The sequence below is a fragment of the Sphingomonas sp. Leaf34 genome (assembly GCF_001421805.1).
Lineage (GTDB): Bacteria > Pseudomonadota > Alphaproteobacteria > Sphingomonadales > Sphingomonadaceae > Sphingomonas.
Map to the genome: position 1 here is coordinate 38,984 of NZ_LMLC01000002.1, position 12,025 is coordinate 51,008.

Below are 12,025 nucleotides of genomic sequence, written 5' to 3' on the forward strand. Positions count from 1 at the left end.
GCACAAATTTGTCCGATCGAGGCCTCGTTCGAGCTGACGACGTGGCGTGGGATACACACGCCAGAAACAGTGTTCCCCATTCGTTCGTTTTGCGATATTCCGCTCGATCATGGTCGTCGAGCCCAGCCGCAAGATCATTCACGTCGATATGGACGCCTTCTTTGCCTCCGTGGAGCAGCGGGACAATCCGGCGCTCCGAGGCCAGCCGGTTGCGGTCGGTCACGCGGGGGCTCGTGGCGTCGTCGCGGCTGCCAGCTACGAGGCGCGCGAATACGGGGTGAAGTCCGCCTTGCCTTCGGTGACGGCACAACGTCGCTGTCCGAACCTGATATTCGTGCCGCCACGCTTCGAGGTTTACCAGCAGGTGTCTCGACAAATTCACGCGGTATTCTCGCGCTACACCACCTTGATCCAGCCGTTATCGCTGGACGAGGCTTATATCGATGTCACCGACAACAAGGTGGGCCTGCCGACGGCGTGGCTCACCGCGAAAGCCATCCGTGCGGACATATTCCGCGAGACCGGACTGACGGCATCCGCGGGAATTTCGTACAACAAGTTCCTCGCCAAGATCGCGTCCGATCACCGCAAGCCGAACGGTCAGTTTGCGGTCACTCCGGACATGGGGCCGGCCTGGGTCGAAACGTTGCCGGTCGCCCGGTTTCACGGCGTCGGTCCTGTCACCGCGGCCAAGATGAAGCGGCTAGGTATCGAGACGGGAGCCGATCTTCGCGCACAGTCGCTGGACTTCCTGCGGCGGCATTTTGGCAGTTCCGCCGAATGGTATTACGGCATCGCTCGTGCGCGGGACACGCGTTCCGTCAATCCGAACCGGGTCCGCAAGTCGTCCGGTTCGGAAACGACGTTCGACCGCGATCTGACGGACGAGAGCGAGATCGAAACCGGGGTGCTGCGGATGGCGGACGATGTCTGGAACTGGTGCGAACGGCGCCAAGCGTTCGGCCGGACGGTCACCGTGAAAATCAAATACGCCGATTTTAAGCAGATCACGCGGAGCCGCAGCCAACCGTCGGTTGTGACGAACCACGATCAGTTGCGTCAGGCGGCGATCGATCTCGTGCGCTCGGTTCTTCCCGCGGCCAAGGGGATCAGGCTCGTTGGCGTAACGGTGTCGAACTTTGCCGAGGCGACGGCCCCAGAAGTGGAGCAATTGCCGATCTTCGAAGAGGCCGCGGCAGCATGATGCTCGACCTTTTCGATATGCCGGTACTACCTGGGCTTCGTGCATGTCCCGACTTCCTCGATCGGGACGAGGAGCGGGCACTGATCGCGCGGATCGATGCCACCGATCCGACCCCGTTCAAGTTCCAGGGCTGGACCGGCAAGCGCCTCACCACGTCATTCGGGTGGAGTTATTATTTCGAGGTGGGACGTCCGGTGGCTGCCGAGCCGCTTCCCGATTGGCTGCTTTCGATCAGGGACCGCGCGGCACGTTTTGCCCAGCTGGACCCGACCCTTCTCGTTCATGCACTGCTGATCCGGTATGATCCTGGCTCAGGCATCGGCTGGCACCGTGGTCGACCGGTATATGAGGATGTCATCGGCATATCGCTCGGCGAATCTGCGACGATGCGTTTCAGACGCCGGTGCAAAGGTGGCTTCGAGCGGGCTACTGCCCCGCTCGATCCCCGCGCCGCTTACCAATTAAGCGGAGCTGCTCGCCGCGAATGGGAACACAGTATTGTCGAGATGGACCGACCTCGGTGGTCGATTACATTCCGCAGTCTGTCTATGATCGGGCGAAAGAATTTGGCTGGAGAACCCATATCCCGCTCTTAGAGCGTAACATGCCGTTCCGCAGAGATCTGATTAACAAATGTCCGAAACCGGACGGCGGAGAGTTACCCGCGAATGTCCACAACTGGGTCCATGCGGCCGACAGTTGCTGCAAGGTTTGCAATCCACCGACCCGTTAGTCGATTGGCATGCCGCCCCCCAACACCCCCGGCGAGACTATGCTCGCCAGGGGTGAAGGTCGCGACGGAAGCAGGGCGGCGATCAGGCGTGCGCGGCACACCAGTCGGACCAGAGCTTGGCGGCATTCGTCTTCGCGTCGGCACCTAAAAGGTCGGTGACGAAGTCGGCACAGTTCGAGCCGAGGATACGCCGCGACGAGGCGATCAGGTGGACGTGGGGCTTGAGCTTTCGTCCTGCGACCTGAGGCACATGCATCGCCGCGACGACCGGCGTATCCCGCTCGGTGGCAAGGCACTGAAGCGCAAAGCCGCGCGCCAGTTCCCATCCGCGGTGCAGCAGGGCGTGATGCTCGAAGCGCAGCGTGATCATGTTCCACGTCTGGCACATGTTCCAAGCCGAGCTGGCCGAAGGACGCGAGGCCATCGCTAATGTGGCCGTGTTCCTGAGTCAGGCTGTCGAGAAGGCGTCTGCTGCCTAGTCAGCCATCGCGCCACCCTTTCCACGGGGTGGCGCTACCCCGGATTAACCGCTTGGCACACCCTGCGGTTCATATGCAGGGAGGTTGGTGCCGGGATTGCTCGAGGCTGTCCGTGCTCAGCCCCACTTCATTTCGCCGGTCGCGACCTTCGCGCCGACCTGCAACGCCACGCCCATGCCGGCGTCCGGATAGCGCGCGGTCATCGCTGCGATCAGCGCCGCGCTGTCGGGCTTCTTGGCCAGCTCTTCCTCGAACGCGCGCAGATAGTCGCGCGTATAGGCGATCGCTGCCTCGCCAAGCGGCGCGTCCGGGGTCATGTGGCCCGGCACGACGACCGTGGGCTTGCGCGCCAGCATCACATCGAGCTGCGCGATCCAGGCCGCGCGCGCCTCAGCGCTAGCGGTGTCCGCGGTCCAGACGTGCACGCCCGAGAATATCAGCACGCCGCCAACGATCGCCGACAGCGACGGCACCCAAAGATAGCGGCGGTTGGCGAGGCCCGTCGCAGCGATGATCTCGATCGCCTGTCCGTCGACCGACATCGGCTTACCCTCAAATGCGTCGGGCATGACGATGTCTGCCAGCGTCTTCGGACCATTGTCACCGAGCTGCGGCCCCCAGGTCGCGAGCTTCTTATCAACATTGGCCTTGATTGCGGAGATCGTGTCCGGCGCGGCCAGTACGCGGGCATCCGGGAAGGCGGCCTTGATCGGGCCGAGGCTGAAATAATAATCGGGATCGCTCTGGCTGACATAGATCGTCGTCAGCTTTCGTCCGGTCGCCTTGATCGCCTCGACCAGCGCACGGCCGTCGGGCAGCGTGAAGCCGCCATCGACCAGCACCGCCTCGGTCGCGCCCCAGATCAGCACCGGTGCGCGGAAAAATCCGTGTTCGCCGGCGGGAAACGACTTCCACTGGAGCGCCTTGCCCGCGGCGAGTGCGTCGCCTTGGCCGATCATGGATGCGGCGGCGCCGCCTGCGATCATCGTCATTATCTGTCTCCGATTGGGCATGGGAAAGGTAATCCGGTCGGGCCCGGCGCGATCACGCAAGGTGGTTGGAGGATATCAGTGAGAGCGCATTCTGGTACAGGCTGGTCGCATCGACCGGCGTCAGCACGGTGCCGTCGATGCGGAACAGCGCTGGGACGCCGCTGATCCCGAAGCGCCGCATCACCGATCGTGCCCGCTCCAGACGTTGCCGGTCCGCCTCGCGCAAGGCCGGTTCGGGATTGGCGAGCATGACCGCAGCCGCGTCGAGGCCGGCGTCGACCAGCAGGTCGATCAGCACGAACATATCGGTGATATCGCGCCCGTCGACATACCGCGCGCGCTGGATCGCACGAAGCGCGCCCAATCACGGTCCGGTGCAGTCTGCGCGACCGCGGTCAGGGCGAGTGTCGCGGGACCGCTGTCGAGGGTCAGGCTTGCGCCACGCACGATCCGATCGCGATAGGGATCGCCGAACACCGCACCAGTCGATGCCGCGATGCGGCGGTCGCTGGCGAGGATATGGTCGCGCATGTCGCCGCCGAGCGCCCGCGCGCCGTCGCCGGCGAACAGGCCGCTGGGCAATGGCTCGACGGTAACGCCGGCCTGGTCCGCCAGCGTGGCGATCCCGGCCGAGGCACCGTAGCACCAGCCGCAAAGCGGATCGAACAGATAGAGGAAGTAGGTGGTCATTGTCGGTGCCTCCTTGATGACCAGTATATGCTCCGTCCGGATTGCGACGTGTAGACCGAAGATCTAGACGGACCGTATGTCAGAAGCATACAATGCGCGTGCCGGAGCCAATCGCGGCATCAACAATCTGAAGCGGCTCGCCTATTTCGCCGAGGTGGTCGAGACTGGTTCGTTCACGGCCGCAGCCGAGCGATTGGGGATCACCAAGGCAGTGGTCAGCCAGCAGGTCGCCAAGCTCGAACGCGCGTTCGAAACTACGCTGCTGATACGCACCACGCGCAGCGTCCGTCCGACCGAGGAGGGCCGGGCGTTTTACGAACGGTGTGCGCGTGTGCTGGCGGAAGCACAGGATGCCTTTGACGGTCTGGCGACCGACGATCGCGCGCCGACCGGCACGCTGCGCCTGACCGCGCCGTTCGACTATGGGATTGCCATCGTCGTGCCCGTCATCGCTGAGTTCCAGCGGTGCTACCCGACCTGTACGGTCGACTTCCTTATCGGGGACGCGACTCTCGATCCGGTCGGCAGCGACATCGAGCTTGCGATCCGGGTCGGTTGGCTGGTCGACAGTGCGTTGCGATCGCGGCGGATCGGCACCTTCGGGCAAATACTGGTGGCGAGTCCTGCGGTAGCTGGCACCCTGTCGTCCAACCCGAACGTCGCAGAATTGGCCGAAATGCCTTTTGTTGCAAACGGCAATCTGCGCGACCCGCTGGGATGGACGTTCCGTGCCGAAGACGAGCGTCAACATCTGGTTCGGTTCGCGGCGACGCTCACGATTAGTGCCACGCTGGGTGTGCTTCAAGCCGTTCGGGCACGGGCCGGCATCGCCGTGCTGCCCGACTTCGCAGTTGCCGATGATCTGGCCACCGGCCGGCTGGTACGGGTCATGCCGACATGGCATCTCGATAGCGGCGGAATTCATGCGGTAATGCCAGATACCCGGTTCCGGCCTGCGCGTGTGACCGCTTTCCTCGATATTCTAGCCGATCACGAACGCCGACGATCTTAGAGCGGATTGGCAGCGTGCCGGGCTTTGAAAAGCCACCATCTTTCGGGAATGACTAAGTTGGGTAGGTTAGCGGACGGTCCGCTTTTTACGGTCGCGGTATTCCCGGAATGCGGTCCACACGAGCAATACAGCAAGGATGAGTATGGCTCTCGTAGGAAGATGACTGACGGCGGAGTTTAAGTCGCTGTTGATCCAGTCGAATGCGAACTGTCCGACCAGTACCGGCAATCCGACCATGAGAATGAGGTATAGGACGCGGCGCTGCATCTGCTCATCGTATATAAGCCCCGAATGCCTGCAAGTGGGCGAAAACGGCCCTGCTGCTTCTCATCGCCGACTGCTCGCCCTGCGCTGTCCGAAAACACACGATAGTCGCTTGTCGAGGTTGGCGACGGCATTTTGCGACGCTTGAGAGGCTGGCGTCCGAAAACACCTGTTTGTCACACAGTCGGGATTTGGACCGGGTTTTTCACACATTTGACCGGCCGAACGTCCGATAATGGGAATGAAACACGAACTCGCTGCGCGGGAAGGGCGCGTGCAACGTAGTCGAGGTGACGCAACGAGCGTAGCGCGGCAGTTAAGTATAAAACTATTGCTACCCATGACCCCATCGATCGGCAATACAAGACTTACTCGATCAGATTTCCGTTCAATACCAAGCGCTGGCACGATGGAGTGTCCTCGAACTTAGCCGTTCCTGAAGTTAAACTCTATTATTAGAGAAAGCGGCAGCGCAGTCCCACGTTGTTTATTACCACCCGCCCGCCCGAACGCAGCAGGACAGCTTTCCTCTCAAACTCTTTTCAAACGGGTCGTGGACGTACTGCGTACCACCCTGTGACCGCTGAGATTGCCATTACCGGAATGGCCAAAACGCTCGCCGAAATCACGCCGACCGGCCATAGATCGCCGGTTCGGGTGTTCAGCCAAATTATGGGAAGTTGCGCAAACGTCAGTATCGCGCCTGCCATCCAACCGCGAGCCTTGAACAATACCCCGACGAGCGCAGACAGAATGAAAGAAACGGGATACCACAAGCGCCAATAGGTGGCGGTGTCCCAAGGCTCGGCTGTTTTAGTTAGCCAGCACACGAATTGCCAGTAGAACATACTGCAGACGAGCAAAAACAGTGCTTTAAATCGGGTATTCATTAACTCTCCCTGCCATTAACCTTGGTAGAAGGCCAACGACTTTAGCCTGGCTGTATCGGTATTGCGATCGCGTCACTTATGCTGGTTGGACAGATAGCTTGTCGAGAGCTGCCCACAATCGGTCGCCGCGGTGAGCAATTCGCACCCTCGAACGCAGACATCAGATCAGAACGATGATCCTCAATTTTTCTATCCTCGCATGGCAAGTTAGGGAAAGCCGACAAACCTGCCACCTGTCGGCACCGTCGGGGGGGCGCTGTCCCGCTAAGGGCTCCCATTCGGGATGCTCGCAGCGCTTCGCGTACGTTTGCGACCAGGGACCCTGGAAAGAGCATCGATCAGCCTCGTCTTGTTTATCCGCGCGCGCCGCTAGATTAATAGAAATTAAGGTAGCCCTCCTAATCTAGCCCGCTATCTGGAAATGCCTGATCAAGGTGGTTGCGATCTCTTGTGGCGCAGACGGATGCGTCAATCGATCGGGCGTCACCAACATCGAGGCCAAGACAGGCGCACCACAGAAGTCGAAGATGCCTGTCTCGATCTGCACCTTCATCGCTTCGCGATAGCCACGCTTGCCGTAGGTCGCCTCGCTGGCAGCGGCTATCGCGACCAAGCTGACCTTCAGCCGACCAAGCCGCTTCGTGATACGGCCTTCGGCGTCTTCGTCAAAAGCCCAGCCTGCAACGAATACGCGGTCGATCCAGCCCTTAAGAAGCGCCGGCATCGACCACCAGTAAACCGGATAGACAAGGATCAGGTGATCTGCGCGATCGAGTCGTTGCTGTTCCTTTCGCACGTCGGCGGGCAAGGCGTCTTTGCAGTTGAAGGCTGCATGATCCGCCGGACCGAAAACGGGATCGAACCGTTCAGCGGCGAGGTCGGCCATCTCGGCGTTGTGGCCATCGGCCTGCAACGCCTCGACGATCGCGTTTGTCACGGCGCGCGTCAGCGAAGATTCCGCAGGGTGCGCCATAACCACCAGTGCGCTTAGCGTACCGGCTTCTTGAGACGTACGCGTCATGCGAGCGGTAGCTCCATCAACCGGCCGCCCTCCTGAATGAGACGTTCGAGATACTCATCGTGGTCGAGAATCTGGTAAGGAAAGAGAAGTGCAGGCTGCGTCGCCGGTTTGCCATCGAGGCCGGCAAGACGTTCTAGCACCATGCTTATGCCCAGTGCCGTAAGCGGTGCGGCGCCGCCTGGATGGAAGACGGCATGTCGGCTGCGCACCTTCGTGCCCGATCGATCAACGCCCGACAGTTCGATGATGATCTCGGTAGACTTCGCGCCGCCCGCTCGCCTGCTGGAACTAACCCCGGTTCCGATACCGAATTGGATGTCGCGTGCGCCCGTCGCCGCCGCAAGCCCGGCGATGTCGATGGTAGAGAAGCCGGCCGCAGTCAGCTTATTGCCGTCGATCGCCCGGAACGCAAAGCTGGCATCGTCGCTTTTGCGCCAGACGAACGCGCCGTCCCGTCGTGCCAAAACGGAGGAGATGACAGTCGCGAAGCGTTCGAAATCTTCGGTAACGGCAGGGCCGCCCCAATCTTCCTCGTCGACCAGTGCGCCGATGCTGATGCCATCGACGCGCGCATAGGATTTGGCTGCGGTGAGCGTCGCGATCGTCGTGGCACCGACTAGCCACTCATAGCCTAGCACCACGGCGGCTGCAGCAGGGCGCTGCATGTGGATCGCGACTTCGGGCGCGACCTCGTAGAGCCCTGTCGAGATGCCGAGATGCGGAATTCCTCGTGCATGGGCGTAGCGCAGGCTCGAGAGCTTTTCGTCACTATATAGCACGGCGACCGCTGCTATCGGCCGTTCGCCAAGGCCGAGATCGTCCGCGTGTGGATCAATGACTACCGCCTCGGCGTGAAGCAGTGCGTTCGCGACCCGCTCGGCCTTTTGCCGGTTCCTGCTGCCGATGAGCAGAGGAAGATCGGGGTAGCGCTCGCGTAACGCCTGGCTGGTGAAACGGCCGATCTGACCGGTACCGCCCAGGATAAGGATGGGGGAGTTGGACATTGCCACCTTTCCATGAGATAGGTTAACTACTAATCGTAGGTCTGCATAAGCTACGTTTAGTAGGTTAGGCAAGTGGATTTATTATGAAGACAGATTCGGGCGCGACAGCAGCAAAGCGCGGACGCCGGCTTACAAAAGCCGACCGGCGGCAGCAGCTGCTCGTGACAGCGCTCGAGGTGATCCGCGAGGAGGGTGCCGACAATCTGACTCTCGGGCATCTGGCGGTCCGGGCTGAAGTGTCCAAGCCGGTCGTGTATGATCACTTCGGTACGCGCTCTGGCCTGCTGATCGAACTGTATCGCTGGATCGACAGCGAACGGGTCGAGGCATTCCGCCAGGCGATGGCAATCGCTGGCAAGGATCGCAAAGAGACGATTGCGTCTCTTGCTGACGCTTACATTCGCTGCTCGGCGGACTTGACCGGCGAGTTTTACGTCGTCGGCGCGGCGCTTGCCGGAAGCCCGGAAAAGGCGGAGGTCTATGCGGAGCTTCTCGACCAGTCCGTCGCCATGTTTGTAGCCGTTCTAGGCCCGTTCAATCGACTGACCGGCCCGGCGGCAACGCGGTTGTGCGTCGGCTTGGTCGGGGCAGGAGAAGGCCTGTCGGCGGCAATCGTCCGCGGCAAGCTTACGGTGACCGAAGCCATCGCGACGTTCAGAGAGCTTATCAATGCCTCGGTGCAGTAATTCTTCGCTACGTCTTGCCGTGAGCTGACGTATCAAAGACCGTCTGACGGTCACCCTATTCCGGTACCTCTATCGAGTTCCGTATCCGCGCCGCTGGCGGCACGACCTCGCCGGGGCCCGCCCTAGTGATCACGGCCCGGCTGTGCTGGGCCGGCGGCAATCACATGGCTCGCATGATCGACGGAAATGATGTGCTGGGCCTGACGGTCTGGTCCTGCCTTTTCGCCACGCCGCCGCTGGGTCTCTTGGCTCTGCTGGTCGAAGGTCGCGCGATGATCGCCCATGCGATGGCGACGGCCCGGCCTGCGGCCTGGCTGGTGGTGCTTTGGCAGGCGTACGGCAACACACTTTTCGGCTACGGCCTATGGGCGTGGCTGCTCACGCCACATCCCGCCGCGACTGTCACGCCGCTCGCCCTGCTCGTCCCGGTGTTCGGCATGTGCAGCGCAGCGATCATACTCTGCGAGCCCTTGGCGTGGAAGCTGGTCGCCGCGGGGCTTGTTCTCGCCGGCTTCGCCGTAATGTGGCGGGATCGCGCTGGGCCAGCACGCCACAGCGCGAAACCGCTATCTGCGCGACCTTGAACTCTACAGTCCCAGTTCTTCCAGTCCGGGATGATCCTCCGGCCGTTGCCCGAGCGGCCAACGGAACAGCCGCTCGTCCTCGTAGATCGGCATGTCGTTGATGCTCGCGATCCGGCGCGCCATCAGACCATTGGCGGCGAATTCCCAATTCTCATTGCCATAGGAGCGATGCCAAGCACCCGCATCATCACGCCATTCATAAGCGAAGCGCACCGCGATCCGGTTGCCGGCATGAGCCCAGAGACCCTTGATCAGTCTATACTCCTGCTCACGGAGCCACTTCGCGGACAGGAACGCGACGATGGCGTCTCTCCCCTGAAGAAACTCAGATCGATTCCGCCACTGGCTGTCTTCGGTATAGGCAAGCGCCACGCGGGCGGGATCTCGGCTGTTCCAGCCATCCTCGGCGGCGCGGACCTTCTGCAATGCGGTTTCATGGGTGAAAGGGGGGAGGGGTGGTCGCGACATCATGGCAGATCCTTTCAGGCAAAGGGCGTGGCGAATTCCAGGCGGATGCCGCCGGGAATGAAGATGAGGAAGTGGCGCGTCGATGACCCCGGGAGGATAGGGCTGGGCGCGGCATCGATCATCACCTCGGGATGCGCAGTCACCGCGTCCCACGCTGCCTCCAATGCGGCATTGTCGGCGACCGACAGCGAGAGATGATGCAGGCCGATGTTGGCGCGCCGATCGAAGGCCCGGGCGGTCAACGGATCCGCGGCTTGCCACAACGTCAACAGGATGGCGCCGTCCGATACGAAGATGGAGGGATAGGCAGGCACGCCGCCCACCTCGTCGAAACCCAACGTGCCACAGAAGAAGGCGCGTGCCTGATCGAGGTCGGGCACGGTGAGGCCTACATGATGGACGCCTTGCGTGAGTCTGCCGGTCAAGATGCTGTTCCTTCCAGTTGGGCGATGCGGGCACGCAGCATCGCGATCTCGTCGATGAACGGTTGGGAAGCGTGCTGCACCTCTGCCTCGGTGAAGCGCGGCGTGATGTGCTGTGGGCAATTCCAGTCGAAGCCGATGACGTCGATCAGGAAAACACGCTCGGGTTCTGCGGCATAGTTGAGCGGCATGAGTGCGGCGATGTCCTCCGGGTCCTCGCTGGAACGGGCATGGCCGATGATCTTGAGGCGACGGCGGTTCGGATAATCCATCAGGATCAACGCAACACGGTCGTCCGCCGCGAAATGTGCTACGGAGAGAAATTGCCGGTTGCCGCGATAATCCGCGAACCCGATGCGATTACCATCGATATGGCGAAGGAACCCTTTCGGTCCTCCGCGATGCTGGACATACGGCCAGCCATCCTCGGACACGCTCGCCATGTAGAAACTGTCGCGGGCGGCGATGAAGTCCGCCTCGCGCGTCGTCAGCGCGTCGACCAAGCCAGCGCCCGCCTCCATGCGGGCATAGGAGGCTCGCGATCCGGCAGCGGATTGCAGCGCGCGGGCCCTGGGGCCGAAGAGAGTATGGAAGAACGTCTGTGCCATGCAGCTGGCGATAGCGCGTTGCCCCCAAGGCGATAATCGGCGATGAATGATGTTCACTATTCCATCCAGGGGAATGATGGATCGCTTCGAGAGCCTATCTGTCTTCGTCGCCGTCGCGCAGGAGCGCGGCTTCGCGGCGGCGGCGCGTGCGCTGAATATGTCGCCGCCCGCAGTCACCCGAGCGGTCGCGGCGCTGGAGCGGCATTTGGGCGTGACGTTGTTCCACCGCTCGACGCGGGCGATATCTCTGACGGACGAGGGGGCGGTCCTGCTTGATCGGGCGCGGCGGCTACTCGCAGACCTGCGTGAGGCAGAGCAAACCCTCATGGGCGGGCGATCCGTGCCTCGGGGGCAGCTCTACGTGACCGCGCCGGTGATGTTCGGGCGGTTGCACGTTCTACCCGTCATTAATACGCTGTTGGCCCTGCACACAGGTCTGAACGCGCATATGATGCTGCTCGACCGCAATGTCCGTATCATCGAGGAAGGTATCGACGTGGCGGTGCGGATCGGCGCGCTGGTGGACAGTACGCTGCGCGTCGTGACGATCGGTTCGGTTCGGCAGACCATCGTGGCTAGCCCGGCCTATCTTGCCGAACATGGAATACCCGTCGATCCAGCCGAACTTGTCAGCCACCGTTGTATAGTGGGCCGCGTCGGCAGGACATGGCCGTTTGGTGCACGAGGCGACAGGATCGTGGAGGTCGTCCCACGTCTGACAGTCAACAGCGTTGATGCGACCATTGCTGCAGCCGAGTCTGGCTTGGGCCTTGCCAATGTGCTGAGCTACCAATCGGCTGCGCACATCGCGAGCGGGCAATTGGTGGAGGTGCTGGCGGATCATGCCCCATCGGCCATGCCGGTAAGCCTTCTCTACGATCCTGGTCGGGCGGCAATGCCTGCGGTTCGCGTGTTTATCGAGGCCATGCGGGAACAGGGGAGGCGGGGCGCGTGGTCCTGACCAAACT

16 protein-coding genes are annotated in these 12,025 nt (G+C 61.8%); 6 read left to right on the forward strand and 10 right to left on the reverse strand.

Annotated features, from left to right (window positions below; translation table 11 throughout):
* The first annotated feature begins 109 nt into the window (after positions 1 to 109).
* A complete protein-coding gene (dinB, locus tag ASF00_RS05625) occupies positions 110 to 1,204 on the forward strand; it encodes a DNA polymerase IV (protein ID WP_055875600.1) in 1,095 nt (364 codons plus the stop codon).
* The gene (locus tag ASF00_RS05630; protein WP_055875603.1) at positions 1,201 to 1,800 is read left to right on the forward strand and encodes an alpha-ketoglutarate-dependent dioxygenase AlkB; all 600 of its coding nucleotides are present in this window, start codon (positions 1,201 to 1,203) and stop codon (positions 1,798 to 1,800) included. Before dinB ends, ASF00_RS05630 begins: the two co-directional genes overlap by 4 nt.
* A 219-nt stretch (positions 1,801 to 2,019) precedes the next feature.
* Here ASF00_RS05630 and ASF00_RS05635 read toward each other — a convergent pair whose 3' ends face one another.
* The 4 genes from ASF00_RS05635 to ASF00_RS18280 form a co-directional block, all read right to left on the reverse strand.
* A complete protein-coding gene (locus tag ASF00_RS05635; RefSeq protein ID WP_055875606.1) occupies positions 2,020 to 2,307 on the reverse strand; it encodes a hypothetical protein in 288 nt (95 codons plus the stop codon).
* A gap of 225 nt (positions 2,308 to 2,532) precedes the next feature.
* Positions 2,533 to 3,408 (reverse strand): MBL fold metallo-hydrolase, encoded by an 876-nt coding sequence (locus ASF00_RS05640; protein ID WP_200910482.1) that lies wholly within the window; start codon positions 3,406 to 3,408, stop codon positions 2,533 to 2,535.
* A gap of 52 nt (positions 3,409 to 3,460) precedes the next feature.
* Positions 3,461 to 3,712 (reverse strand): hypothetical protein, encoded by a 252-nt coding sequence (locus ASF00_RS18275; RefSeq protein WP_156348194.1) that lies wholly within the window; start codon positions 3,710 to 3,712, stop codon positions 3,461 to 3,463.
* Positions 3,700 to 4,098 carry a hypothetical protein gene (locus ASF00_RS18280; RefSeq protein WP_156348195.1) on the reverse strand — a complete coding sequence of 133 codons (399 nt, stop codon included), beginning with the start codon at positions 4,096 to 4,098 and terminating at the stop codon, positions 3,700 to 3,702. The genes ASF00_RS18275 and ASF00_RS18280 overlap by 13 nt, the downstream gene beginning before the upstream one ends.
* 76 nt (positions 4,099 to 4,174) lie before the next feature.
* Between ASF00_RS18280 and ASF00_RS05650 the strand changes: the two genes are divergently transcribed.
* Positions 4,175 to 5,110, forward strand: a complete 936-nt coding sequence (locus ASF00_RS05650) for a LysR family transcriptional regulator (RefSeq protein WP_055875609.1) — start codon at positions 4,175 to 4,177, stop codon at positions 5,108 to 5,110.
* 806 nt (positions 5,111 to 5,916) lie between these two features.
* Here ASF00_RS05650 and ASF00_RS18285 read toward each other — a convergent pair.
* The 3 genes from ASF00_RS18285 to ASF00_RS05665 form a co-directional block, all read right to left on the reverse strand.
* The gene (locus tag ASF00_RS18285) at positions 5,917 to 6,264 is read right to left on the reverse strand and encodes a hypothetical protein (protein ID WP_156348196.1); all 348 of its coding nucleotides are present in this window, start codon (positions 6,262 to 6,264) and stop codon (positions 5,917 to 5,919) included.
* A 403-nt stretch (positions 6,265 to 6,667) separates the two neighbouring features.
* Complete coding sequence (locus ASF00_RS05660) at positions 6,668 to 7,285, reverse strand: NAD(P)H-dependent oxidoreductase (protein WP_055875617.1); 618 nt, start codon at positions 7,283 to 7,285, stop codon at positions 6,668 to 6,670.
* Positions 7,282 to 8,289 (reverse strand): hypothetical protein, encoded by a 1,008-nt coding sequence (locus ASF00_RS05665; protein ID WP_055875620.1) that lies wholly within the window; start codon positions 8,287 to 8,289, stop codon positions 7,282 to 7,284. The genes ASF00_RS05660 and ASF00_RS05665 overlap by 4 nt, the downstream gene beginning before the upstream one ends.
* Positions 8,290 to 8,372: 83 nt before the next feature.
* Here ASF00_RS05665 and ASF00_RS05670 point away from each other — a divergent pair, with 83 nt between their 5' ends.
* Together ASF00_RS05670 and ASF00_RS05675 are read left to right on the forward strand one after the other, a co-directional pair.
* A complete protein-coding gene (locus ASF00_RS05670) occupies positions 8,373 to 8,975 on the forward strand; it encodes a TetR/AcrR family transcriptional regulator (RefSeq protein WP_200910483.1) in 603 nt (200 codons plus the stop codon).
* Between the two features lie 125 nt (positions 8,976 to 9,100).
* Positions 9,101 to 9,559, forward strand: a complete 459-nt coding sequence (locus tag ASF00_RS05675; protein ID WP_162233560.1) for an EamA family transporter — start codon at positions 9,101 to 9,103, stop codon at positions 9,557 to 9,559.
* Between the two features lie 3 nt (positions 9,560 to 9,562).
* On the opposite strand, the gene ASF00_RS05680 is transcribed toward ASF00_RS05675, so the two are convergent.
* The 3 genes from ASF00_RS05680 to ASF00_RS05690 are packed head-to-tail and all read right to left on the reverse strand — an operon-like array spanning position 9,563 to position 11,057.
* Positions 9,563 to 10,027 carry a nuclear transport factor 2 family protein gene (locus ASF00_RS05680; RefSeq protein ID WP_055877013.1) on the reverse strand — a complete coding sequence of 155 codons (465 nt, stop codon included), beginning with the start codon at positions 10,025 to 10,027 and terminating at the stop codon, positions 9,563 to 9,565.
* A gap of 14 nt (positions 10,028 to 10,041) precedes the next feature.
* Entirely contained in the window at positions 10,042 to 10,452 is a 411-nt protein-coding gene (locus tag ASF00_RS05685; protein WP_055875627.1) for a VOC family protein, read from the reverse strand.
* Entirely contained in the window at positions 10,449 to 11,057 is a 609-nt protein-coding gene (locus ASF00_RS05690; RefSeq protein WP_055875630.1) for a pyridoxamine 5'-phosphate oxidase family protein, read from the reverse strand. The genes ASF00_RS05685 and ASF00_RS05690 overlap by 4 nt, the downstream gene beginning before the upstream one ends.
* Positions 11,058 to 11,103: 46 nt before the next feature.
* Here ASF00_RS05690 and ASF00_RS05695 point away from each other — a divergent pair, with 46 nt between their 5' ends.
* Positions 11,104 to 12,018 (forward strand): LysR family transcriptional regulator, encoded by a 915-nt coding sequence (locus ASF00_RS05695; protein ID WP_235525636.1) that lies wholly within the window; start codon positions 11,104 to 11,106, stop codon positions 12,016 to 12,018.
* Positions 12,019 to 12,025: the final 7 nt, after the last annotated feature.

Bases quoted from the DNA above. Each gene is read 5' to 3' on its own strand.
- dinB (WP_055875600.1), top strand. From the start codon at position 110: ATGGTCGTCGAGCCCAGCCGCAAGATCATTCACGTCGATATGGACGCC.
- ASF00_RS05630 (WP_055875603.1), top strand. From the start codon at position 1,201: ATGATGCTCGACCTTTTCGATATGCCGGTACTACCTGGGCTTCGTGCA.
- ASF00_RS05635 (WP_055875606.1), bottom strand. From the start codon at position 2,307: ATGATCACGCTGCGCTTCGAGCATCACGCCCTGCTGCACCGCGGATGG.
- ASF00_RS05640 (WP_200910482.1), bottom strand. From the start codon at position 3,408: ATGACGATGATCGCAGGCGGCGCCGCCGCATCCATGATCGGCCAAGGC.
- ASF00_RS18275 (WP_156348194.1), bottom strand. From the start codon at position 3,712: ATGTTCGTGCTGATCGACCTGCTGGTCGACGCCGGCCTCGACGCGGCT.
- ASF00_RS18280 (WP_156348195.1), bottom strand. From the start codon at position 4,098: ATGACCACCTACTTCCTCTATCTGTTCGATCCGCTTTGCGGCTGGTGC.
- ASF00_RS05650 (WP_055875609.1), top strand. From the start codon at position 4,175: ATGTCAGAAGCATACAATGCGCGTGCCGGAGCCAATCGCGGCATCAAC.
- ASF00_RS18285 (WP_156348196.1), bottom strand. From the start codon at position 6,264: ATGAATACCCGATTTAAAGCACTGTTTTTGCTCGTCTGCAGTATGTTC.
- ASF00_RS05660 (WP_055875617.1), bottom strand. From the start codon at position 7,285: ATGACGCGTACGTCTCAAGAAGCCGGTACGCTAAGCGCACTGGTGGTT.
- ASF00_RS05665 (WP_055875620.1), bottom strand. From the start codon at position 8,289: ATGTCCAACTCCCCCATCCTTATCCTGGGCGGTACCGGTCAGATCGGC.
- ASF00_RS05670 (WP_200910483.1), top strand. From the start codon at position 8,373: ATGAAGACAGATTCGGGCGCGACAGCAGCAAAGCGCGGACGCCGGCTT.
- ASF00_RS05680 (WP_055877013.1), bottom strand. From the start codon at position 10,027: ATGTCGCGACCACCCCTCCCCCCTTTCACCCATGAAACCGCATTGCAG.
- ASF00_RS05690 (WP_055875630.1), bottom strand. From the start codon at position 11,057: ATGGCACAGACGTTCTTCCATACTCTCTTCGGCCCCAGGGCCCGCGCG.
- ASF00_RS05695 (WP_235525636.1), top strand. From the start codon at position 11,104: ATGATGTTCACTATTCCATCCAGGGGAATGATGGATCGCTTCGAGAGC.